Annotated in this window: 19 protein-coding genes; 13 read left to right on the top strand and 6 right to left on the bottom strand. The window is 61.4% G+C overall.

What is annotated here, in order from left to right; all coding sequences use genetic code 11:
* Positions 1-98 precede the first annotated feature (98 nt).
* The 4 genes from gyrB to dnaA are packed head-to-tail and all read right to left on the bottom strand — an operon-like array spanning position 99 to position 6,301.
* Positions 99-2,516, bottom strand: a complete 2,418-nt coding sequence (gene gyrB / locus RAM80_RS17080) for a DNA topoisomerase (ATP-hydrolyzing) subunit B (RefSeq protein ID WP_416421662.1) — start codon at positions 2,514-2,516, stop codon at positions 99-101.
* Between the two features lie 4 nt (positions 2,517-2,520).
* On the bottom strand, positions 2,521-3,624 hold the full coding sequence (recF, locus tag RAM80_RS17075; RefSeq protein WP_416421661.1) for a DNA replication/repair protein RecF: 1,104 nt from the start codon (positions 3,622-3,624) through the stop codon (positions 2,521-2,523).
* 18 nt (positions 3,625-3,642) lie between these two features.
* Positions 3,643-4,746, bottom strand: coding sequence for a DNA polymerase III subunit beta (gene dnaN, locus RAM80_RS17070; RefSeq protein ID WP_416421660.1), 1,104 nt, complete (start codon positions 4,744-4,746; stop codon positions 3,643-3,645).
* 40 nt (positions 4,747-4,786) lie between these two features.
* Positions 4,787-6,301, bottom strand: a complete 1,515-nt coding sequence (gene dnaA / locus RAM80_RS17065) for a chromosomal replication initiator protein DnaA (protein WP_416421659.1) — start codon at positions 6,299-6,301, stop codon at positions 4,787-4,789.
* A 563-nt stretch (positions 6,302-6,864) separates the two neighbouring features.
* Here dnaA and rpmH point away from each other — a divergent pair.
* The 5 genes from rpmH to mnmE all read left to right on the top strand — a co-directional run bounded on the left by rpmH (position 6,865) and on the right by mnmE (position 10,795).
* A complete protein-coding gene (rpmH, locus tag RAM80_RS17060; protein WP_003213577.1) occupies positions 6,865-6,999 on the top strand; it encodes a 50S ribosomal protein L34 in 135 nt (44 codons plus the stop codon).
* Positions 7,000-7,015: 16 nt separating this feature from the next.
* Entirely contained in the window at positions 7,016-7,417 is a 402-nt protein-coding gene (gene rnpA / locus RAM80_RS17055) for a ribonuclease P protein component (RefSeq protein WP_416421658.1), read from the top strand.
* Positions 7,410-7,655 carry a membrane protein insertion efficiency factor YidD gene (gene yidD / locus RAM80_RS17050; RefSeq protein WP_416421657.1) on the top strand — a complete coding sequence of 82 codons (246 nt, stop codon included), beginning with the start codon at positions 7,410-7,412 and terminating at the stop codon, positions 7,653-7,655. Before rnpA ends, yidD begins: the two co-directional genes overlap by 8 nt.
* A gap of 2 nt (positions 7,656-7,657) precedes the next feature.
* Positions 7,658-9,343 carry a membrane protein insertase YidC gene (gene yidC, locus RAM80_RS17045; protein WP_416421656.1) on the top strand — a complete coding sequence of 562 codons (1,686 nt, stop codon included), beginning with the start codon at positions 7,658-7,660 and terminating at the stop codon, positions 9,341-9,343.
* 81 nt (positions 9,344-9,424) lie between these two features.
* Positions 9,425-10,795 (top strand): tRNA uridine-5-carboxymethylaminomethyl(34) synthesis GTPase MnmE, encoded by a 1,371-nt coding sequence (mnmE, locus tag RAM80_RS17040; protein ID WP_416421655.1) that lies wholly within the window; start codon positions 9,425-9,427, stop codon positions 10,793-10,795.
* Between the two features lie 3 nt (positions 10,796-10,798).
* On the opposite strand, the gene RAM80_RS17035 is transcribed toward mnmE, so the two are convergent.
* Positions 10,799-12,259, bottom strand: a complete 1,461-nt coding sequence (locus RAM80_RS17035; protein ID WP_416421654.1) for an ATP-binding protein — start codon at positions 12,257-12,259, stop codon at positions 10,799-10,801.
* Positions 12,256-12,984, bottom strand: coding sequence for a response regulator transcription factor (locus RAM80_RS17030; RefSeq protein ID WP_416421653.1), 729 nt, complete (start codon positions 12,982-12,984; stop codon positions 12,256-12,258). The genes RAM80_RS17035 and RAM80_RS17030 overlap by 4 nt, the downstream gene beginning before the upstream one ends.
* Before the next feature lie 146 nt (positions 12,985-13,130).
* Here RAM80_RS17030 and RAM80_RS17025 point away from each other — a divergent pair, with 146 nt between their 5' ends.
* The 8 genes from RAM80_RS17025 (at position 13,131) to RAM80_RS16990 (ending at position 20,304) form a co-directional block, all read left to right on the top strand.
* A complete protein-coding gene (locus RAM80_RS17025) occupies positions 13,131-13,754 on the top strand; it encodes a cytochrome b/b6 domain-containing protein (protein ID WP_416421652.1) in 624 nt (207 codons plus the stop codon).
* Positions 13,751-14,512: a molybdopterin-dependent oxidoreductase gene (locus tag RAM80_RS17020; RefSeq protein WP_416421651.1), complete on the top strand. Its 762-nt coding sequence runs from the start codon at positions 13,751-13,753 to the stop codon at positions 14,510-14,512. The genes RAM80_RS17025 and RAM80_RS17020 overlap by 4 nt, the downstream gene beginning before the upstream one ends.
* A gap of 63 nt (positions 14,513-14,575) precedes the next feature.
* The gene (locus RAM80_RS17015) at positions 14,576-14,851 is read left to right on the top strand and encodes a pentapeptide MXKDX repeat protein (RefSeq protein WP_416421650.1); all 276 of its coding nucleotides are present in this window, start codon (positions 14,576-14,578) and stop codon (positions 14,849-14,851) included.
* A gap of 62 nt (positions 14,852-14,913) precedes the next feature.
* Complete coding sequence (gene msrA, locus RAM80_RS17010) at positions 14,914-15,594, top strand: peptide-methionine (S)-S-oxide reductase MsrA (protein WP_416421649.1); 681 nt, start codon at positions 14,914-14,916, stop codon at positions 15,592-15,594.
* Between the two features lie 484 nt (positions 15,595-16,078).
* A complete protein-coding gene (mnmG, locus tag RAM80_RS17005) occupies positions 16,079-17,971 on the top strand; it encodes a tRNA uridine-5-carboxymethylaminomethyl(34) synthesis enzyme MnmG (protein WP_416421648.1) in 1,893 nt (630 codons plus the stop codon).
* A 5-nt stretch (positions 17,972-17,976) separates the two neighbouring features.
* Positions 17,977-18,615, top strand: coding sequence for a 16S rRNA (guanine(527)-N(7))-methyltransferase RsmG (gene rsmG / locus RAM80_RS17000; protein WP_416427507.1), 639 nt, complete (start codon positions 17,977-17,979; stop codon positions 18,613-18,615).
* An 18-nt stretch (positions 18,616-18,633) separates the two neighbouring features.
* Positions 18,634-19,422 (top strand): ParA family protein, encoded by a 789-nt coding sequence (locus RAM80_RS16995; RefSeq protein WP_416421647.1) that lies wholly within the window; start codon positions 18,634-18,636, stop codon positions 19,420-19,422.
* Between the two features lie 9 nt (positions 19,423-19,431).
* The gene (locus tag RAM80_RS16990; protein WP_416421646.1) at positions 19,432-20,304 is read left to right on the top strand and encodes a ParB/RepB/Spo0J family partition protein; all 873 of its coding nucleotides are present in this window, start codon (positions 19,432-19,434) and stop codon (positions 20,302-20,304) included.
* The last annotated feature ends 120 nt before the right edge of the window (positions 20,305-20,424 follow it).

Below are 20,424 nucleotides of genomic sequence, written 5' to 3'. Positions count from 1 at the left end.
GAGATCTTCAGTGAGGCAGAGGGCCAGCGCAGCCTGCGGCAGCGGCTACAGGCAATAAAAAACCCGGCACGATGGCCGGGTTTTTTATTGCACCAGAATCAGAAGTCCAGGTTCGAGACCGCCAAGGCGTTGTTCTCGATGAACTCGCGACGCGGCTCAACCGCATCGCCCATCAGGGTGTTGAAGATCTGATCGGCAGCGATCGCGTCTTCGATGGTCACCTTGAGCATGCGGCGCACGGTTGGGTCCATGGTGGTTTCCCACAGCTGGTCCGGGTTCATCTCACCCAGCCCTTTGTAGCGCTGGATGGTGTGGCGCTTGGTGCTCTCGGTCATCAACCACTCGAGGGCTTCCTTGAACTCCACCACCGGCTTCTTGCGTTCGCCACGCTGCACGTAGGCACCTTCGTCAAGCAGGGTCGCCAGTTGCGCGCCCAGTGCGGTGACGGTGCGGTAGTCGTTGCTGCCGAAGAAGTCGCGGTTGAAGGTGATGTAGCTCGCCAGGCCGTGGGAGGTGATTTCCACTTCCGGCAGCCACACGTTGCGTTCACGGTCTTCGCGCAGGCTGGCCTTGTAGACCAGGCCCGACTTCTCGCTGGTGCGCAGGCGCGCGTCGAACTTGGCCAGCCAGGCTTGCATGCCGGCGTGGTCCGACAGGTCTTCCAGCGACACCGCCGGCAGGTACACGAAGTGCTCGGTGAGCTCTTGCGGGTACAGGCGCGACAGGCGCTTGAGGGTCTTCATCACCATGCGGAAATCGTTGACCAGGCGCTCCAGTGCCGCGCCCGAGATACCCGGTGCCGAGTCGTTCAGGTGCAGGCTGGCGTCTTCCAGGGCCGACTGGGTCATGTACTCTTCCATGGCCTCGTCGTCCTTGATGTACTGCTCCTGCTTGCCCTTCTTGACCTTGTACAGCGGCGGCTGGGCGATGTAGATGTAGCCACGCTCGATCAGCTCGGGCAGCTGGCGGAAGAAGAACGTCAACAGCAGCGTACGGATGTGCGAACCATCGACGTCAGCATCGGTCATGATGATGATGTTGTGATAACGCAGCTTGTCGATGTTGTACTCTTCGCGGCCGATGCCACAGCCCAGCGCGGTGATCAGGGTGCCCACTTCCTGGGACGAGATCATCTTGTCGAAGCGAGCTTTCTCGACGTTGAGGATCTTGCCCTTCAGCGGCAGGATCGCCTGGGTACGACGGTTGCGACCTTGCTTGGCCGAGCCACCTGCGGAGTCACCCTCCACCAGGTACAGTTCGGAGAGGGCAGGGTCCTTCTCCTGGCAGTCAGCCAGCTTGCCTGGCAGGCCGGCGATGTCCAGCGCGCCTTTGCGGCGGGTCATCTCGCGGGCCTTGCGCGCAGCTTCACGGGCACGGGCAGCGTCGATCATCTTGCCGACGACGGCCTTGGCCTCGTTGGGGTTTTCCAGCAGGAAGTCGGAGAAGTACTTGCCCATCTCCTGCTCGACCGCGGTCTTCACTTCGGAAGAAACCAGCTTGTCCTTGGTCTGCGAGCTGAACTTCGGATCAGGCACCTTCACCGAGATGATCGCGGTCAAACCTTCACGGGCGTCGTCGCCGGTGGTGGCTACCTTGTTCTTCTTGGCCAGGCCTTCCTGTTCGATGTAGTTGTTCAGGTTACGCGTCAGCGCCGAACGGAAGCCCACCAGGTGGGTGCCGCCGTCGCGCTGGGGAATGTTGTTGGTGAAGCACAACAGGTTCTCGTTGAAGCTGTCGTTCCACTGCAGGGCGATTTCCACGCCCACGCCGTCTTCGCGCTGTACGTTGAAGTGGAACACCTGGTTGACCGGGGTCTTGTTGGTGTTCAGGTATTCAACGAACGCACGCAGGCCGCCTTCGTACTTGAAGGTCTCGTCCTTGCCCGAACGTTCGTCCTTCAGGTAGATGCCCACGCCCGAGTTCAGGAACGACAGTTCGCGAATACGCTTGGCCAGGATGTCCCAGCTGAAGTGGATGTTCTTGAAGGTTTCAGCCGAAGGCTTGAAGTGGATCTGGGTACCGGTGGTTTCGCTGTCGCCCACGATCTTCATCGGTGCCTGTGGCACGCCATGCACGTAAGTCTGTTCCCAGATCTTGCCGCTACGGCGCACGGTCAGCACCAGCGTCTCGGACAGGGCGTTCACCACGGACACACCTACACCGTGCAGGCCGCCGGAAACCTTGTACGAGTTGTCGTCGAACTTACCGCCGGCGTGCAGCACGGTCATGATGACCTCGGCTGCCGATACGCCTTCTTCTTTGTGCACATCAACCGGGATGCCGCGACCGTTGTCACGGACGGTGATGGATTCGTCAGGATGGATAATGACGGTGATGTCGTCGCAGTGGCCGGCCAAGGCTTCGTCGATGGAGTTGTCGACGACCTCGAACACCATGTGGTGCAGACCGCTACCATCATCGGTGTCGCCAATGTACATACCGGGACGTTTGCGTACGGCATCCAGCCCTTTCAGCACTTTAATGCTGGAGGAATCGTACGTTTGATTTTCGCTCATGCCTTCACTCCCGATGGTCGTGGGTCTGGGTGATACGGCCCTGTTCCACGTGGAACAAAGCGACTGGCGTTTCCGTCTGCCAGCCTTCCCTCAATAATTCGTGGTCTACACAGGTGATGAACACCTGGCAGCGTAATTCTTCAAGCAAGCGGCAAAGCGCGCGGCGGTGTTGCTCGTCGAGTTCTGACGGCAAGTCGTCCACAAGATAAATACATTGACCGCGGCGTGCCTGGCTGACGAGATGCCCCTGGGCAATACGCAACGCGCACACCACCAGCTTCTGCTGGCCACGGGAAAGGATATCCGCAGCGTTGTGGGCGCCCAGTCGCAAGCGCAAATCAGCGCGTTGCGGTCCAGCCTGGGTGTGGCCCATCTGTTGGTCACGAAGCAGGGAAGTACCGAGCACCTCGGAGAGGTCCCGCTCCTTGTCCCAGCCGCGGTAGTAACTGAGGGTCAAACCTTCCAGCTCGACGAGCTCACTGAGGGTCTGCTCAAACACCGGCTTCAACGCCTTGATATAGGCCCGGCGGTATTCATCAATTTCAGCACTGGCCAGGCATAACTCCCGGTCCCATGCAGCTTGCGAAGCAGCGTCCAGTGTACCATGCCGCAGCCATGAGTTTCTTTGCTTCAGGGCCTTCTGAAGTCTTTGCCAGGTGGCCATGAAGCGCGGTTCCACGTGGAACACACCCCAGTCCAGGAACTGTCGGCGTATTTTTGGAGCCCCTTCCAACAGGCGAAAACTGTCCGGGTTGATCAGCTGCAACGGCAGTATTTCCGCCAACTGCGCCGCACTACGGGCGTTCTGCCCGTCGATCCGGATAGTGAAATCGCCTGCCCGCTCCCGCGAGACACCCAGCGCGGCGTGGCCGCCTTCGTTCAATTCGACCTGGCCGAACACCGTGCAAGCGCCTTGCTCGTACTGGATGACGGGCAACAGCCGGGTGCTGCGGAACGAACGCGCCAGCCCCAACAGGTGGATGGCCTCCAGCACGCTGGTCTTGCCACTACCATTGGTGCCGTACAGGATGTTGATGCGGGGGGAGGGGGAGAAGGTCACCGGGTGCAGGTTGCGCACCGCGGTGACAGAGACACGACTGAGGGACATTAGAGTCTGCTGGGCAAGTTACAGGCGCATCGGCATGACGACGTACGCGGAGTCATCGTTGTCCGATTCCTGTACCAGCGCACTGCTGTTGGAGTCGGACAGGATCAGACGCACTTGCTCAGTGGTCATCACGCCCAGCACGTCCAGCAGGTAGCTGACGTTGAAGCCGATTTCCAGCGAACCACCGTTGTAGTCCACGCCCACTTCTTCTTCCGCTTCTTCCTGCTCAGGGTTGTTGGCCTGGATCTTCAGCTGGCCGGCGGCCAGTTGCAGACGGATGCCACGGTACTTCTCGTTGGACAGGATCGCGGTACGGCTGAACGCTTCACGCAGGGCCTGACGGTCGCCCAGCACCAGCTTGTCACCGCCTTTTGGCAGCACGCGCTCGTAGTCGGGGAACTTGCCATCGACCAGCTTGGAGGTGAAGGTGAACTCGCCGGTGGTAGCACGGATGTGGTGCTGGCCCAGGACGATGCTGACGGTGCCATCCGGCTCGGTCAGCAGGCGCGCCAGCTCAAGGATACCCTTGCGCGGCACGATGACCTGGTGGCGGCCGTCATGGGCGATGTCGGCTTTCATCGAGCACATGGCCAGGCGGTGGCCGTCGGTGGCCACGGCGCGCATCAGGCCATTGGACACTTCCAGCAGCATGCCGTTGAGGTAGTAGCGCACGTCCTGCTGGGCCATGGCGAAGCTGGTGCGCTCGATCAGGCGGCGCAGGCGGCTTTGTTCCAGGCTGCAGGTCAGCGAGCCCGGACCTTCTTCAACAGTCGGGAAGTCGTTGGCCGGCAGGGTCGACAGGGTGAAACGGCTGCGACCGGCCTTGACCACCAGCTTCTGCTCGTCGACCTTGATGTCGATGAGCGCGTCGTTGGGCAAGCTCTTGCAGATGTCCATCAGCTTGCGCGCAGGCACGGTGATTTCGCCCTGCTCGGCAGGCTCTTCCAGTTGCACGCGGCCAACCAGTTCGACTTCAAGGTCGGTACCGGTGAGCGACAGCTGCTGGCCTTCGACCACCAGCAGTACGTTGGACAATACCGGCAAGGTCTGGCGGCGCTCGACGACGCCCGCGACCAGTTGCAGGGGTTTCAACAGGGCTTCGCGTTGAATGGTGAAATGCATGGTCTAGTCCCTTGCCTTTAATAAGCTGCGCTGACGTTCATCAAGTAGTCAGCGTCCGCAGCAGGTTCTTGTAGTCCTCGCGGATATCCGCGTCGGATTCCTTGAGTTCGTTGATCTTGCGGCAGGCGTGCAACACGGTGGTGTGGTCGCGGCCGCCAAACACATCGCCGATTTCCGGCAGGCTGTGGTTGGTCAGTTCCTTGGACAGGGCCATGGCTACCTGACGCGGGCGGGCCACCGAACGCGAGCGGCGCTTGGACAGCAGATCGGAAATCTTGATCTTGTAGTACTCGGCCACGGTGCGCTGGATGTTATCCACACTCACCAACTTGTCCTGCAGCGCCAGCAAGTCCTTGAGCGATTCGCGAATCAGCTCGATGGTGATGTCACGCCCCATGAAGTGCGAGTGGGCGATGACGCGCTTGAGCGCACCTTCCAGCTCACGCACGTTGGAACGGATGCGCTGGGCAATGAAGAACGCCGCGTCGTGCGGCAGCTCGACTTTGGCCTGGTCTGCCTTCTTCATCAGAATGGCGACACGCGTTTCCAGTTCCGGCGGCTCGACGGCCACCGTCAGGCCCCAGCCGAAGCGGGACTTGAGACGCTCTTCCAGGCCTTCGATTTCCTTCGGGTAGCGGTCGCTGGTGAGGATCACCTGCTGGCCGCCTTCAAGAAGGGCGTTGAAGGTGTGGAAGAACTCTTCCTGGGAACGCTCCTTGCGGGCAAAGAACTGAATGTCATCGATGAGCAGCGCGTCCACCGACCGGTAGAAGCGCTTGAACTCGTTGATCGCGTTCAGCTGCAGGGCCTTGACCATGTCGGCGACGAAACGCTCGGAGTGCAGGTACACAACCTTGGCATTGGGGTTCTTCTTGAGCAGGTGGTTACCCACGGCGTGCATCAAGTGAGTCTTACCCAAACCTACGCCCCCATAAAGGAAGAGCGGGTTGTAGCCATGCTTGGGGTTGTCGGCAACCTGCCAGGCGGCCGCACGGGCCAGCTGGTTGGATTTACCTTCGACGAAGTTCTCGAACGTGAACGTGCGGTTCAGGTAGCTGGTGTGCTTGAGCGCACCTTCTACCTGGACGTTGCGCTGTTCCGCGCGCACGGGTGCCTGCTGCGAAGCGGCGCCGGCCATGGAGTCGAAGCTGTCACGCGAAGGCTCTTCGCTGACGCTGGCCACGGCGGCGGGCGCAACTGCAGGTTCCTGAACCGGAGCGGCGACGGGCGCGGGTTGCTGCTGCGCCGCCTGCGAGGCGGCCACGGCGGCGGCCAACGGTGCGTTGGGGGCGGCACGAGGCGCCGAGCTGCGACGGCTGCCTATTAATAAGGAGAGCGCCGGCGCGATTCCGCTGCCGTGCTCGCCCAGGAGTTCAAGCAGGCGTCCCAGGTACTTTTCATTGACCCAGTCCAGCACAAAGCGATTGGGCGCATACACACGCAACTCGTCGCCTTCGGCTTCGACCTGTAGCGGACGGATCCAGGTGTTGAATTGCTGGGCAGGCAGTTCATCGCGCAGAAGCTCCACGCACTGCTGCCAAAGTTCCACTGACACGGATATCCCCTGAGTTGAAAGCCGGAGAGGCAAAAAACGATCCCCATTGTACCGGCGCCGAGCACACTTATCCACATGTAGGTGGGGTGTACATAGAGGCAAATCAGCACGTGCACGAAGAAAAATAGTTTTGCCGGGCTGTGAATAAACTCTGTGGATAACCACCACTGAGCTTTCTGCACAAGTGGGGGTCGAAAACTGTGCATAACTCGCCTGTGTATAAGTACGCCTTTCATGCACAGCTTTTCCGAGGTCACAGCACAGCCGCAGCACCGCTTCTCGACAGGGTTACCATTCCCTGTATGCTACGTAAACAAAGGCGTGCAGGGTGTTATCCACAGAAAGGTGCGTGCCTAAGTTCTATAAGCTCTTCAAAAAAGCTTTAAATACGCTCCTTCTTATTTTTATGTTTACCGCGGGTTTTGCCAGTCAGACCGACGGTCATGCCTATGTAAAGGAAAAGCTGGTTGGAAATTGACCTGAGGCCTTGCTTTCACTAGAATCGCCGGTCTCTTAAAACGGGGACCATTCCGGCCCGTTGTGGACGAACCAGGTAACACGCCATGAAACGTACTTTCCAACCCAGCACCATCAAACGCGCCCGCACCCACGGCTTCCGTGCTCGCATGGCCACCAAAAACGGCCGTGCCGTTCTGTCGCGTCGCCGTGCCAAAGGCCGTGCGCGTCTGGCAGTTTGATCACTCGGCACTGGGGGTGAGTCAGGACTACAGTCGGGAAAAGCGTCTTCTGACAGCCCGACACTTCAAAGCGGTCTTTGACTCCCCAACCGGCAAGGTTCCAGGGAAAAACCTGCTGCTCCTTGCGCGCGAAAACGAGCTCGATCACCCTCGTCTGGGGTTAGTGATCGGGAAAAAGAGCGTCAAGCTCTCCGTTCAGCGCAACCGACTCAAACGCTTGATGCGCGACTCGTTCCGCCTGCACCAGGACCTCCTGGTTGGCTGGGATATCGTCATCGTCGCGCGGAAAGGTTTGGGTGACGTCGAAAACCCGGAACTGCACCAGCATTTTGGCAAGCTCTGGAAGCGACTAGCCCGCAGTCGGCCCGCCCCAGCAGTGAAGACCGAAACTGAAGGGGTAGACAGTCAAGATGCGTAAACTGGCCATCGTTCCGATCCAGTTTTACCGCTATGCCATCAGCCCTTTGATGGGCAATCACTGTCGTTTCTACCCCAGTTGTTCCTGCTACGCGCTGGAAGCCATCGAAATCCATGGACTCCTACGCGGCAGCTGGCTGACCCTACGTCGTCTGGGTCGTTGCCACCCCTGGCACGCCGGTGGTCTTGACCCGGTTCCGCCAGCCCCATCTCCCCGTAATTCTTCGATAGCCGAGTAATCATGGATATTAAACGCACGATCCTGATCGCCGCCCTGGCAGTCGTGTCCTACTCCATGGTCCTGAAATGGAACCAGGACTATGGTCAGGCTGCCTTGCCGACTCAGAATGTTGCTACCAGCACTGGCGCATCGGATTTGCCCGAAGCCCCGTTGGCTAACAATGCTCAAGCGAGTGCCGACGTACCCAGCGCCCCTTCTGCCAACGCGCCCGCGCCAACCCTGGCCCCGGATGCTGGCAGCAAGAACCTGATCCGCATCAAGACCGATGTCCTGGATCTGGCTATCGATCCAAACGGGGGCGACATCGCCCAGTTGACCTTGCCGGAATACCCGCGCCGCCAGGACCATCCTGACGTGCCGTTCCAGCTGTTCGACAACGGCGGCGAGCGCACCTACCTGGCCCAGAGCGGCCTGGTCGGCACCGACGGCCCGGACTCGCGTTCCACCGGTCGCCCGCTGTACAGCACCGAACAGAAGAGCTACCAACTGGCTGACGGCCAGAACGAGCTGGTCGTGGACCTGAAGTTCTCGTCCAATGGCGTCAACTACATCAAGCGCTTCACCCTGGACCGCGGCGAGTACGACCTTAAGGTCAGCTACCTGATCGACAACCAGGGCACCACGCCGTGGTCGGGCAACCTGTTCGCACAGCTCAAGCGTGACAACAGCGCCGACCCATCGTCGAGCACCGCCACCGGCACCGCGACCTACCTGGGCGCCGCCCTGGGTACTCCGGCCGAGCCCTACAAGAAGATATCGATGAAAGATATCGACAAGGGCAACCTGAAGGAAACCGTTCAGGGTGGTTGGGTAGCCTGGCTGCAGCACTACTTCGTCACGGCGTGGATTCCGAACCATTCGGACAACAACGCCATGTCGACCCGCAAGGACAGCGCTGGCAACTACATCATCGGCTTCACTGGCCCGACCCTGACCGCCGCACCTGGCGCCAAGGTGGAAACCAGCGCCGTGCTGTATGCCGGTCCGAAGATCCAGGACAAGCTGAAAGAGCTGGCGCCTGGCCTGGAACTGACCGTCGACTACGGCATCCTGTGGTTCATTGCCCAGCCGATCTTCTGGCTGCTGAAACATATCCACATGCTGCTGGGTAACTGGGGCTTCTCGATCATCGTCCTGACCCTGATGATCAAGCTGCTGTTCTTCCCGCTGTCGGCTGCCAGCTACAAGTCGATGGCGCGCATGCGTGCCGTGGCCCCGCGCCTGGCCCAGCTGAAGGAACAGTTCGGCGATGACCGTCAGAAACTGTCCCAGGCCATGATGGAGCTGTACAAGAAAGAGAAGATCAACCCGCTGGGTGGCTGCCTGCCGATCGTGGTGCAGATGCCGGTCTTCCTGTCGCTGTACTGGGTACTGCTGGAAAGCGTCGAGATGCGCCAGGCGCCATGGCTGCTGTGGATCACCGACCTGTCGATCAAGGACCCGTTCTTCATCCTGCCGATCATCATGGGCGCGACCATGTTCATCCAGCAGCGCCTGAACCCGACGCCGCCGGATCCGATGCAGGCCAAGGTGATGAAGCTGATGCCGATCGTCTTCACCTTCTTCTTCCTGTGGTTCCCTGCAGGTCTGGTGATGTACTGGGTGACCAACAACACCCTGTCGATCCTGCAACAGTGGTACATCACTCGTGGTATCGAGGCGAAAAGCAAGAAAGCTGCCGCCTGAACAGGTTGATCATCTAACCTGTGGATAAACGCCCCATTCGTGGGGCGTTTTGCTATCTGTCGATTTATTGAGGCCTGCCCCATGAACACTCCCCGTGAAACCATTGCCGCCATCGCCACCGCCCAGGGCCGCGGCGGCGTGGGTATCGTGCGCATTTCCGGGCCACTGGCCAGCGCCGCGGCGCAAGCCATCGCCGGCCGCCAGCTGACCCCGCGCCACGCCCACTACGGGCCCATGCGCACCGCCGACGGCGAGGTCATCGATGAAGGCCTGGCGCTGTACTTCCCGGGCCCGAACTCGTTTACCGGCGAAGACGTGCTGGAATTGCAGGGCCACGGCGGCCCGGTGGTGCTGGACATGCTGCTGCAGCGCTGCCTGGAGCTGGGGTGCCGCCTGGCGCGGCCGGGGGAGTTCAGTGAGCGCGCGTTCCTCAACGACAAGCTCGACCTGGCCCAGGCCGAAGCAATCGCCGACCTGATCGAGGCCAGCTCTGCCCAGGCCGCGCGCAACGCCGTGCGGTCCCTGCAGGGTGCGTTCTCCCGCCGTGTGGACAATCTCACCGAGAAACTCATCGCCCTGCGTATCTACGTGGAGGCGGCCATCGACTTCCCGGAGGAGGAAATCGACTTCCTCGCTGATGGCCATGTGCTGAGCATGCTCGACGACGTACGCGACAACTTGTCCACAGTGATGCGCGAAGCCGGGCAGGGCGCGTTGCTGCGGGACGGCATGACGGTGGTCATCGCTGGCCGCCCGAACGCTGGCAAGTCCAGCCTGCTGAACCTGCTGGCAGGCCGCGAAGCCGCCATCGTCACCGACATCGCCGGCACCACCCGGGATATCCTGCGCGAACATATCCACATCGACGGCATGCCGTTGCACGTGGTCGACACCGCGGGCCTGCGTGACACCGATGACCAGGTGGAAAAGATTGGCGTGGAACGGGCGCTCAAGGCCATCGGCGAGGCAGACCGGGTGCTGCTGGTGGTGGACGCTAGTGCGCCAGAGGCCAATGACCCGTTCGCCCTCTGGCCGGAATTTCTCGAAACCCGCCCGGACATGGCCAAGGTCACGCTGATCCGCAACAAGGCTGACCTCACCGGTGAGGCTGTGGATATGCAGCAAAGCGCCGATGGCCACGTGACCATCAGCCTCAGCGCCAAGGACGAAGGCCAGGGCCTGGACCTGCTGCGCGAGCACCTGAAGGCGTGCATGGGGTATGAACAGACCGCCGAAAGCAGCTTCAGCGCCCGCCGCCGGCACCTGGACGCCCTGCGCCATGCCAGTCAGGCCCTGGAGCACGGCCGTAGCCAGCTGACCCTGGCGGGCGCCGGTGAACTGCTGGCCGAGGATTTGCGCCAGGCCCAGCATTCCCTGGGTGAGATCACCGGTGCCTTCAGCTCAGACGACCTGCTGGGCCGGATCTTCTCGAGTTTTTGTATCGGGAAGTAACCGTCACTGCGCTGTGGATAACTGAAAGCTCATCACCGTGCCACTGGGCGTGCCCGCGCCCAGTTGGATATCACTGCCATGCAGCTGCAGCATGCGCTTGACGATAATCAGCCCCAGCCCGCCGCTTTCCGGCGAGCTGCGCGACATGGCCGAGGCGCGGGTGAACAACCCCGCACGCAATTCAGGGGCGATGCCCTTGCCCGTGTCGATGATCGCCACCTGGACTTCCGTCGCCTCGCCCAACAGGCGCACGATGATCCGTGTGCCCGGCGGGTTGTGACGGATGGCATTGTCCAGCAGGTTGGTCAGCACTCGTTCGATCATCCCCAGGTCGGCATTCACTGCCGGCAACGCCTGGGGCATGTCGACCTCCAGGTGTTGCTGGCGCGCCTCGGCCGCCAGTTCGAACTTTTGCAACACATCCTGTACCAGGTCGGGCAGGGCAAAGGTCTCCGCCTGTGGATGAACCAGCCCTGACTCCAGCCGCGCCAGCTCGAACAACTCTTGCGCCAGCCGTCCCACCTTGCGGCTTTGCCCCAGTGCCACGTCCAGGTAATGACGGCGCTCCTCGGCGCTGAGGCTCTCATCTTTGATTCGCAATGTTTCCAGATACCCATGCAGCGAGGTCAGGGGCGTGCGCAGATCATGAGAAATGTTGGCCACCAGGTCGCGGCGCTGCTGGTCCTGGCGGGTCAATTCCTGCCATTGCTCGGCGATGCGCTGGCCCATCTGGGCAAACGCTGCACTGAGCACGCCAATCTCATCACCTTTATCCACAGGCTGGGCGGTGAGAGCCGCGGCCTTGTGGCCGTTGGCGTCGAACTCACGCACAGTCTGCGTCAGCGCTTTCAACGGCCGCGTGATGAGCCGGAACGCCACCAGGCCCATGATCAGGCTCAGCACTACCATGAAACACATTGTCCACAGGGCCACGCGCAACGTTGAGTCCCGGGCAAGGGCTGCAGCCAGGGCATCGTGCGCTTCGCCCTGCAGCACCACGTACACATACCCACCGTCGCGGCCACCCACCTGCACCGGCGCGGCGCTGAATACTTTATCCACAGCCAGGTTGCGCGGGTCCTGGCCCAGCACGGGCAGCGCCGCCCCCTCCAGAAACTTATGCACAGGGCCAAGATCCACGGTCTTGCGCTTGAGGTTATCGTCCGGGGCGCCGTTGCCGACGATCCTGCCGTCCCTGGACAGCAGGTACAGCTCGACCGAGGGGTTCACCGCCATCAGCTTGTCGAACAGCTCATGCACTGCCTCCGGGCGCCAGCCGCTGGCATCCATGAGCTGCGCGGTGCCGGCGATGTGCGCCGCCAAGCCGCTGGACAGGCGCTGCACCACTTCCTGTTCGTGGCGGGTGCTGGCGCTGATCTGCAGCCAGATGGCCACGCCGCTGCACGCCAGCAGCAGTGCAGCGAATACCAGCGACAGGCGCTGGCTGAGGGACAGGAACTTCACGAAGTGGCCTCCGCAGCCGCCGGCGTAGCGGCGAACTTGTAGCCGCGCCCCCACACCGTGAGGATGCGCCGCGGGGCTGCCGGGTCTTCCTCGATCTTGGTGCGAAGGCGGTTGATGTGGGTATTCACGGTGTGTTCATAGCCATCATGTTGATAACCCCACACCTCGTTGAGCAGGTCCATGCGCGAAAACACCTGGTCGGGGTGGCGAGCGAAGAAATACAGCAGGTCGAACTCCCGTGGCGTCAGGCCCAGGGCCTTGCCGTCGAGGCTGATCTCCCGGGCTACCGGGTCGATGCTCAAGCCATGAGTTATCAACAGGCCTGATTCCAGCCGTGCATTGCGCGCCATGGCATCGGTGCGGCGCAGCAGGGCACGCACCCGCGCCACCAGTTCGAGCATCGAGAACGGCTTGGCCAGGTAGTCGTCGGCGCCCAACTCAAGGCCAAGGATGCGGTGCATCTCGCTGGACCGCGCGCTGGTGATGATGATCGGCGTGTAGCGCGCCATGGCCCGGGCGCGCTTGCAGATCTCCAGGCCGTCGATGCCCGGCAGCATCAGGTCGAGCACCAGGGCATCCCACTGGCCCTCCTCGAGCATGCGCACCCCCAGGTTGCCGTCGGCGGCGTGTTCCACCACGTAGCCTTCGTCGCGCAGGTGCAGGCGCAGCAAATCGGCGATGTGGGCGTCGTCCTCGACGATGAGCACGCGTTTTGGCCGTTCCATATGCAGTTATCCCCAGGCAGCTGATAGCTCATTGTGGCGAAAAAACCGCGCCGCAGTTATCACATTTAATTTAACTCTATGTGAGGACTTGGCGACCGGGCGCCACCAACAATGGCCCCCATCACCCATGCTACCTGGAGCCCACCATGGCCCGCACAGCAACCCTGCAGCGTTATTCCAGCCACCCCGGCTGGCTGCGCTTGACCCATTGGTTGAACGCGCTGGCGGTGCTGGTCATGGTCACCAGTGGCTGGCGCATCTTCAACGCCTCGCCGTTCTTCGACTTCAGTTTCCCGGCTGCCCTGACCCTGGGTGGTTGGCTGGGCGGGGCACTGCAATGGCATTTCGCGGGCATGTGGCTGCTGTTTCTCAATGGCGTGTTGTACCTGATGCTCAACATCGCCACCGGTCGTTTGTTCACGCGTTTTTTTCCGCTGTCGCCCCGTGGCGTACTCCAGGATTTATCCACAGCGCTGCGCGGCAAGCTCGCCCACGATGACCTCAGCCATTACAACCAGGTGCAACGGCTGGCCTATCTGTTCGCGATTGTCGATGTCGCCCTGTTGATAATGTCCGGACTCGTTCTGTGGAAGTCCGTGCAGTTCGGCCTGCTACGCGAGTTGCTGGGTGGCTACGAAGCCGCGCGCCGCGTGCATTTCATCGCCATGGCCCTGCTGATGGCCTTCGTGGCGGTGCACCTGGTGATGGTAGCCGTGGTGCCGCGCACCCTGCTGCTGATGATTACCGGCAAAGGGGGCAAGGCATCATGACTGTGGATAAATCCATCCTCGATGAAGCCCGCAAGCTGCTGGCGCCGCGTATCCATGACCTCAGCCGGCGCAAATTCCTGGTGCGCAGCCTGACCCTGGGCGGGGTGGCCATGCTCAGCGGCTGCAATATCAGCGACGACAAGCACGTGGAAAGTGCATTGGCGGGTATGTCGCGCTTCAACGACCGGGTCCAGGGCTGGCTGTTCGACCCCAAGGCGCTGGCGCCGGTGTACGACGAGACAATGATCACCCGGCCATTCCCGTTCAACGCGTTCTACGGCGAGGACGAAGCCCCCAGCGTGGAAGCGGCGAGCTACCGCCTGGAGGTCACCGGCCTTGTGGCGGACAAGCGCAGCTGGCGCCTTGAAGAGCTGCGCGCCATGGCCCAGGTCGACCAGATCACCCGGCATATCTGCGTGGAAGGCTGGAGCGCCATCGGCCGCTGGGGCGGCGTGCGCTTCAGCGACTTCCTGCAACGGGTAGGCGCCGACACCAGCGCCCGCTTCGTCGGCTTCAAATGCGCCGACGACTATTACACCAGCATCGACATGGCCACCGCCCTGCACCCGCAGACGCTGCTGGCGCTGACCTACGACGGCCAGACCCTGCCGCGCCAGTACGGCTTCCCGATGAAGCTGCGCATGCCCACCAAGCTTGGCTACAAGAACCCCAAGCATATCCAGGCGATCTTCGTCACCAACACCTACCCCGGCGGCTACTGGGAGGACCAGGGCTACAACTGGTTCGGCGGCAGCTGACGGCTCGTTATCCACAGCACGGCATCCGCGGTGCTTTCAACCCACGCGACAAGGAGCACTACCATGAAAAAAATATCCACAGTCGTACTGACCATGTGCCTGGCACTGGGCACTGCTGGCGCCTACGCGGCAGACACCATGAGCAGCGGTTCCATGAGCAACGACAGCATGTCCAGCGGCTCGATGTCCAAGGACGCCATGAGCAAGGACAGCATGAAGAAAGACACCACCATGAAGAAGGATGCCATGACCAAGGACAGCATGAAAAAGGATGCAATGAAGAAAGACAGCATGTCCAAGGACGGGATGAGCAAGGATTCCATGAGCAAGGATCAGTGAGCTGACGGGGCGCCGGTGCGGTTATCCACACCCCGGCTGGCGCCCCTTCATTGGAGACTGCGATGAAAGCGATTTTCCGTAGCGTGCTGGCCGCCGCCATCTTGTCCACAGCCGCCTGTGCCCAGGCGGCGGAGTCGGCCGTGGTGATCGACCCACCCAAGATCGATGAGAGCACAAAAACTGTCCACAGCGAGACCGCGGTATTCGCCGGCGGCTGCTTCTGGGGCGTGCAGGGCGTATTCGAACATGTGAAAGGGGTGAGCCAGGCGGTGTCCGGCTATGCCGGGGGGCTGGCGCGTACCGCCCACTATGAAGAGGTGGGCTCGGGCGAGACTGGCCACGCCGAGTCGGTAAAGGTGACCTATGACCCCACGCAGATCACCTACGGGCAACTGCTGCAGATCTACTTCTCGGTAGCCCACGACCCAACCCAGCTCAACCGCCAGGGCCCGGACAGCGGCACTCAGTACCGTTCCACCATCTTTGTCGCCGATGCCGAGCAACGTCAGGTGGCCCAGGCCTACATCGCCCAGCTGGATGCGGCCCACGCCTTTGGCAAACCGCTGGCCACCACGGTGGAAAACCTCAATGGCTTCTTTCCGGCCGAGGCCTACCACCAGGACTACCTGGTGCAGAACCCCGGCAGCTTCTACATCATGGTCAACGACCAGCCAAAGATTGCCAACCTGGCCAAGCTGTTCGCCAATCGCTACCGCGAGGACCCGGTGCTGGTCAGCCGCTAGCCCGGTTATCCACCTGTGGATGAAATACCAGCCGCCTTCGGGCGGCTTTTTTGTGCCTGGCGGTCACACAAATCTATCAACAACCCCGAAATAAGCCCTGTGGAAAACCCCGCTTCAGCTCTGGTGATAAGCAGGCCTCAAAGCTGGTGACAACGCCCCCTGTGGGTAAGTGGTGTTTTCATCCACAGGTTTAAGGCGCTTATCCAAGGGCCTCATGGCCACATGACCACAGGGTTCAATTTCTCTGTACAGTACGCCGTTAAAGGGCTGTAGAACTTTATCCACAGATAGGGCGGTGCATAAGAATAAACATAAAAACAAAGCTTTAATAAATTTCTTTCTCTTTTTTTATTTTTAGATCCCGATCCTGCCGCTCATCCCCAGCTGGTTAAATTTTGTGCAAAAGGTTCCTATAGAGGGGGGTAAGTCCCTATACTGGTGAGCTATCCCAATTACCCATCAATGAACAGGCACGAGGTGCGTGGTGGATTTCCCTTCCCGTTTTGAAGTGATCGTCATCGGCGGCGGCCATGCCGGAACCGAGGCTGCGCTTGCGTCAGCACGCATGGGCGCAAAAACCCTGCTGTTGACACATAACGTGGAAACCCTCGGGCAAATGAGCTGCAACCCCGCGATTGGCGGCATCGGCAAGAGCCATCTGGTCAAAGAGATCGATGCGCTCGGCGGCGCCATGGCGCTGGCCACCGATAAGGGCGGCATTCAGTTCCGCGTGTTGAACAACCGCAAGGGCCCGGCCGTGCGTGCCACCCGGGCGCAGGCCGACCGCATCCTGTACAAGGCAGCGGTACGCGAAATCCTGGAAAACCAGCCCAACCTGTGGATATTCCAGCAGTCGTGCGACGACCTGATCGTCGAGCAGGACCAGGTGCGTGGCGTGGTCACCCAGATGGGCCTGCGTTTCTTTGCCGACTCCGTGGTGTTGACCGCCGGTACCTTCCTGGCCGGCCTTATCCACATCGGCCTGGAAAATTACTCGGGCGGCCGCGCAGGGGATCCACCCTCCACCGCGCTGGCGCGTCGGCTGCGTGAATTCCCGCTGCGCGTGGGCCGCCTGAAAACCGGTACGCCGCCGCGCATCGATGGCCGTTCGGTAGATTTCTCGGTAATGACCGAGCAACCTGGCGACACGCCGATTCCGGTCATGTCGTTCATGGGCTGCAAGGAACTGCACCCACGCCAGGTCAGCTGCTGGATCACCCACACCAACGCCCGTACCCACGAGATCATCGCCGCCAACCTCGACCGCTCGCCCATGTATTCGGGCGTGATCGAAGGCGTCGGCCCGCGTTACTGCCCGTCCATCGAAGACAAGATCCATCGGTTTGCCGACAAGGAAAGCCATCAGGTGTTCATCGAGCCGGAAGGCCTGACCACCCATGAGCTGTATCCGAACGGCATCTCGACCTCGCTGCCTTTCGACGTGCAACTGCAGATCGTGCGTTCGATCCGCGGCATGGAAAATGCCCACATCGTTCGCCCTGGCTACGCCATCGAATACGATTACTTCGACCCGCGCGACCTGAAGTACAGCCTGGAGACCAAGGTCATCGCCGGCCTGTTCTTCGCTGGCCAGATCAACGGCACCACCGGTTACGAAGAAGCCGGTGCGCAAGGCCTGCTGGCCGGTACCAACGCCGCGCTGCGTGCCCAGGGCCGTGAAGCCTGGTGCCCGCGCCGTGATGAGGCGTACATCGGCGTGCTGGTCGACGACCTGATTACCCTGGGTACCCAGGAGCCGTACCGCATGTTCACCTCGCGCGCCGAATACCGGCTGATCCTGCGCGAAGACAACGCCGACCTGCGCCTGACCGAGAAAGGTCGCGAACTGGGCCTGGTCGACGACGCCCGCTGGGCGGCCTTCTGCGCCAAGCGCGAAGCCATCGAGCTGGAAGAACAGCGGCTGAAAAGCACCTGGGTACGCCCAGGCACCGAGCGCGGTGATGCCATTGCCGAGAAGTTCGGCACGCCACTGGGCCACGAATACAACCTGATGAGCCTGCTGACTCGCCCGGAAATCGACTACAACGGCCTGATCGAGGTGACCGGCGAAGGTGCCGTTGACCCGACCGTGGCCGAACAGGTCGAGATCAAGGCCAAGTACGCCGGCTACATCGACCGTCAGCAGGACGAGATCGCCCGCCTGCGCGCCAGCGAAAACACCAAGCTGCCTGTGGATATCGACTACGCTGCGATTTCCGGCCTGTCCAAGGAGATCCAGGGCAAGCTGGGGATAACTCGGCCCGAGACCCTGGGCCAGGCTTCGCGCATCCCGGGCGTGACCCCGGCGGCGATTTCCCTGTTGATGATTCATTTGAAAAAACGCGGCGCTGGCCGTGAGTTGGAGCAAAGCGCTTGAGTTCTATGGTCACCCCACACCACTCGCAGGAATTGGCCCAAGGGGCACGGGAACTGGGCGTCGAACTGAGCCAGGCCCAGCACGATCAGCTGCTGGCCTACCTGGCCCTGTTGATCAAGTGGAACAAGGCCTACAACCTGACCGCCGTGCGCAACCCCGACGAGATGGTGTCGCGCCACCTGCTGGACAGCCTCAGCGTGATCGCCCACATCGGTGAAGGCGAGCGCTGGCTGGACGTGGGCAGCGGCGGCGGCATGCCTGGCGTGCCGCTGGCCATCCTGTTCCCGGAGAAGAAAATCACCTGCCTGGACAGCAACGGCAAGAAGACCCGCTTCATCACCCAGGTCAAGCTGGAGCTGAAGCTGGACAACCTGCAGGTTATCCACAGCCGGGTCGAAGCGTTCCAGCCCGAGCTGCCGTTCAACGGAATTATTTCGCGGGCTTTCAGCAGCCTGGAAGACTTCAGCAACTGGACACGCCACCTGGGCGACACGAATACGCGCTGGTTGGCAATGAAAGGGCTGCATCCTGCCGATGAGCTGGTAGCATTACCGGCAGATTTTCACCTCGAAAGCGCACAGGCCTTGACCGTACCGGGTTGCCAAGGCCAACGTCATCTGCTGATACTGCGCCGCACGGCATGATTGGGAACACACGCAAGAATGGCTAAGGTATTCGCGATAGCGAACCAGAAAGGTGGTGTGGGCAAGACCACCACCTGCATCAACCTCGCAGCATCGCTGGTCGCGACCAAGCGCCGCGTGCTGCTGATCGACCTCGATCCACAGGGCAACGCCACCATGGGTAGCGGTGTGGATAAGCACGGCCTGGAAAACTCGGTCTACGACCTGTTGATCGGCGAGTGCGACCTGAACCAGGCCATGCACTTCTCCGAACACGGCGGCTACCAGTTGCTGCCGGCCAACCGCGACCTGACCGCGGCCGAAGTGGTGCTGCTGGAAATGCAGATGAAGGAGAGCCGCCTGCGTACTGCGCTGGCGCCTATCCGCGAAAGCTACGACTACATCCTGATCGACTGCCCGCCGTCGCTGTCCATGCTCACCCTCAACGCCCTGGTGGCGTCCGATGGCGTGATCATCCCCATGCAGTGCGAGTACTTCGCCCTGGAAGGCTTGAGCGACCTTGTGGATAACATCAAGCGCATCGCCGAGCTGCTGAACCCGGAACTGAAGATCGAAGGCCTGCTGCGGACCATGTACGACCCGCGCCTGAGCCTGATCAACGATGTGTCCGCGCAGCTCAAGGAGCACTTCGGCGACCAGCTGTACGACACGGTGATCCCGCGCAATGTACGCCTGGCAGAGGCGCCGAGCTTCGGCATGCCGGCACTGGCCTACGACAAGCAATCGCGTGGCGCGCTGGCCTACCTGGCCCTGGCGGGCGAGATGGTTCGTCGCCAGCGCCGCCAAACTCGCGCTGAAAAAGCCTAAGGAATCCACATGGCCGTGAAGAAACGTGGTCTCGGACGTGGACTGGATGCCCTGCTTAGCGGGCCTACCGTCAGCGCGCTGGAAGAACAGGCCGTCAAGGTCGACCAGAGAGAATTGCAGCACCTGCCCCTGGACGTGATCCAGCGCGGCAAATACCAGCCACGCCGCGACATGGACCCGCAGGCGCTGGAAGAACTTGCCCACTCGATCAAGAGCCAGGGCGTGATGCAGCCGATCGTGGTGCGTCCGATCGGCAACAACCGTTTCGAGATCATCGCCGGTGAACGCCGCTGGCGTGCGAGCCAGCAAGCCGGCATGGACACCATCCCGGCCATGGTCCGCGACGTGCCTGATGAAGCGGCCATCGCCATGGCGCTGATCGAGAATATCCAGCGCGAAGACCTCAACCCGGTGGAAGAAGCCATCGCGTTGCAGCGCCTGCAGCAGGAATTCCAGCTGACCCAGCAACAGGTCGCCGATGCGGTGGGCAAGTCGCGGGTCACCGTGGCCAACCTGCTGCGCCTGATCACGCTGCCGGAAGTCATCAAGACCATGCTCGCCCATGGCGACCTGGAGATGGGCCACGCTCGTGCTCTGCTCGGTCTGCCGGACGAACAGCAGGTCGAGGGGGCGCGACATGTTGTCGCACGTGGCCTCACCGTGCGCCAAACCGAGGCACTGGTTCGCCAATGGCTCAGCGGCAAGCCTGAGCCGGTCGAATCGAGCAAACCTGATCCGGACATAACCCGCCTTGAGCAGCGCCTGGCAGAGCGTCTGGGCTCTGATGTGCAGATACGCCACGGGCAGAAGGGCAAGGGCCAGCTGGTCATCCGTTACAACTCCCTGGATGAGCTTCAGGGCGTGCTCGCCCACATTCGCTGAAACAATCCTTCTGTAGCGCGCAGTCGGAAATCACTACCGAGCAGTTGAATAGGGGCTGAACCGCCCCTATACTCTGCGCGCATTTTGTCGGCACAAATTATGCCAAGTCACTGATTTTGG

The organism is Pseudomonas sp. App30 (genome assembly GCF_047947025.1).
Taxonomy (GTDB): Bacteria; Pseudomonadota; Gammaproteobacteria; order Pseudomonadales; family Pseudomonadaceae; genus Aquipseudomonas.
This window is presented reverse-complemented; position numbering and strand designations above follow the sequence as displayed.

Coding starts and splice junctions, on each gene's coding strand:
- gyrB (WP_416421662.1), bottom strand. CDS start 2,516: ATGAGCGAAAATCAAACGTACGATTCCTCCAGCATTAAAGTGCTGAAA.
- recF (WP_416421661.1), bottom strand. CDS start 3,624: ATGTCCCTCAGTCGTGTCTCTGTCACCGCGGTGCGCAACCTGCACCCG.
- dnaN (WP_416421660.1), bottom strand. CDS start 4,746: ATGCATTTCACCATTCAACGCGAAGCCCTGTTGAAACCCCTGCAACTG.
- rpmH (WP_003213577.1), top strand. CDS start 6,865: ATGAAACGTACTTTCCAACCCAGCACCATCAAACGCGCCCGCACCCAC.
- yidD (WP_416421657.1), top strand. CDS start 7,410: ATGCGTAAACTGGCCATCGTTCCGATCCAGTTTTACCGCTATGCCATC.
- yidC (WP_416421656.1), top strand. CDS start 7,658: ATGGATATTAAACGCACGATCCTGATCGCCGCCCTGGCAGTCGTGTCC.
- mnmE (WP_416421655.1), top strand. CDS start 9,425: ATGAACACTCCCCGTGAAACCATTGCCGCCATCGCCACCGCCCAGGGC.
- RAM80_RS17030 (WP_416421653.1), bottom strand. CDS start 12,984: ATGGAACGGCCAAAACGCGTGCTCATCGTCGAGGACGACGCCCACATC.
- RAM80_RS17025 (WP_416421652.1), top strand. CDS start 13,131: ATGGCCCGCACAGCAACCCTGCAGCGTTATTCCAGCCACCCCGGCTGG.
- RAM80_RS17020 (WP_416421651.1), top strand. CDS start 13,751: ATGACTGTGGATAAATCCATCCTCGATGAAGCCCGCAAGCTGCTGGCG.
- RAM80_RS17015 (WP_416421650.1), top strand. CDS start 14,576: ATGAAAAAAATATCCACAGTCGTACTGACCATGTGCCTGGCACTGGGC.
- msrA (WP_416421649.1), top strand. CDS start 14,914: ATGAAAGCGATTTTCCGTAGCGTGCTGGCCGCCGCCATCTTGTCCACA.
- rsmG (WP_416427507.1), top strand. CDS start 17,977: ATGGTCACCCCACACCACTCGCAGGAATTGGCCCAAGGGGCACGGGAA.
- RAM80_RS16995 (WP_416421647.1), top strand. CDS start 18,634: ATGGCTAAGGTATTCGCGATAGCGAACCAGAAAGGTGGTGTGGGCAAG.
- RAM80_RS16990 (WP_416421646.1), top strand. CDS start 19,432: ATGGCCGTGAAGAAACGTGGTCTCGGACGTGGACTGGATGCCCTGCTT.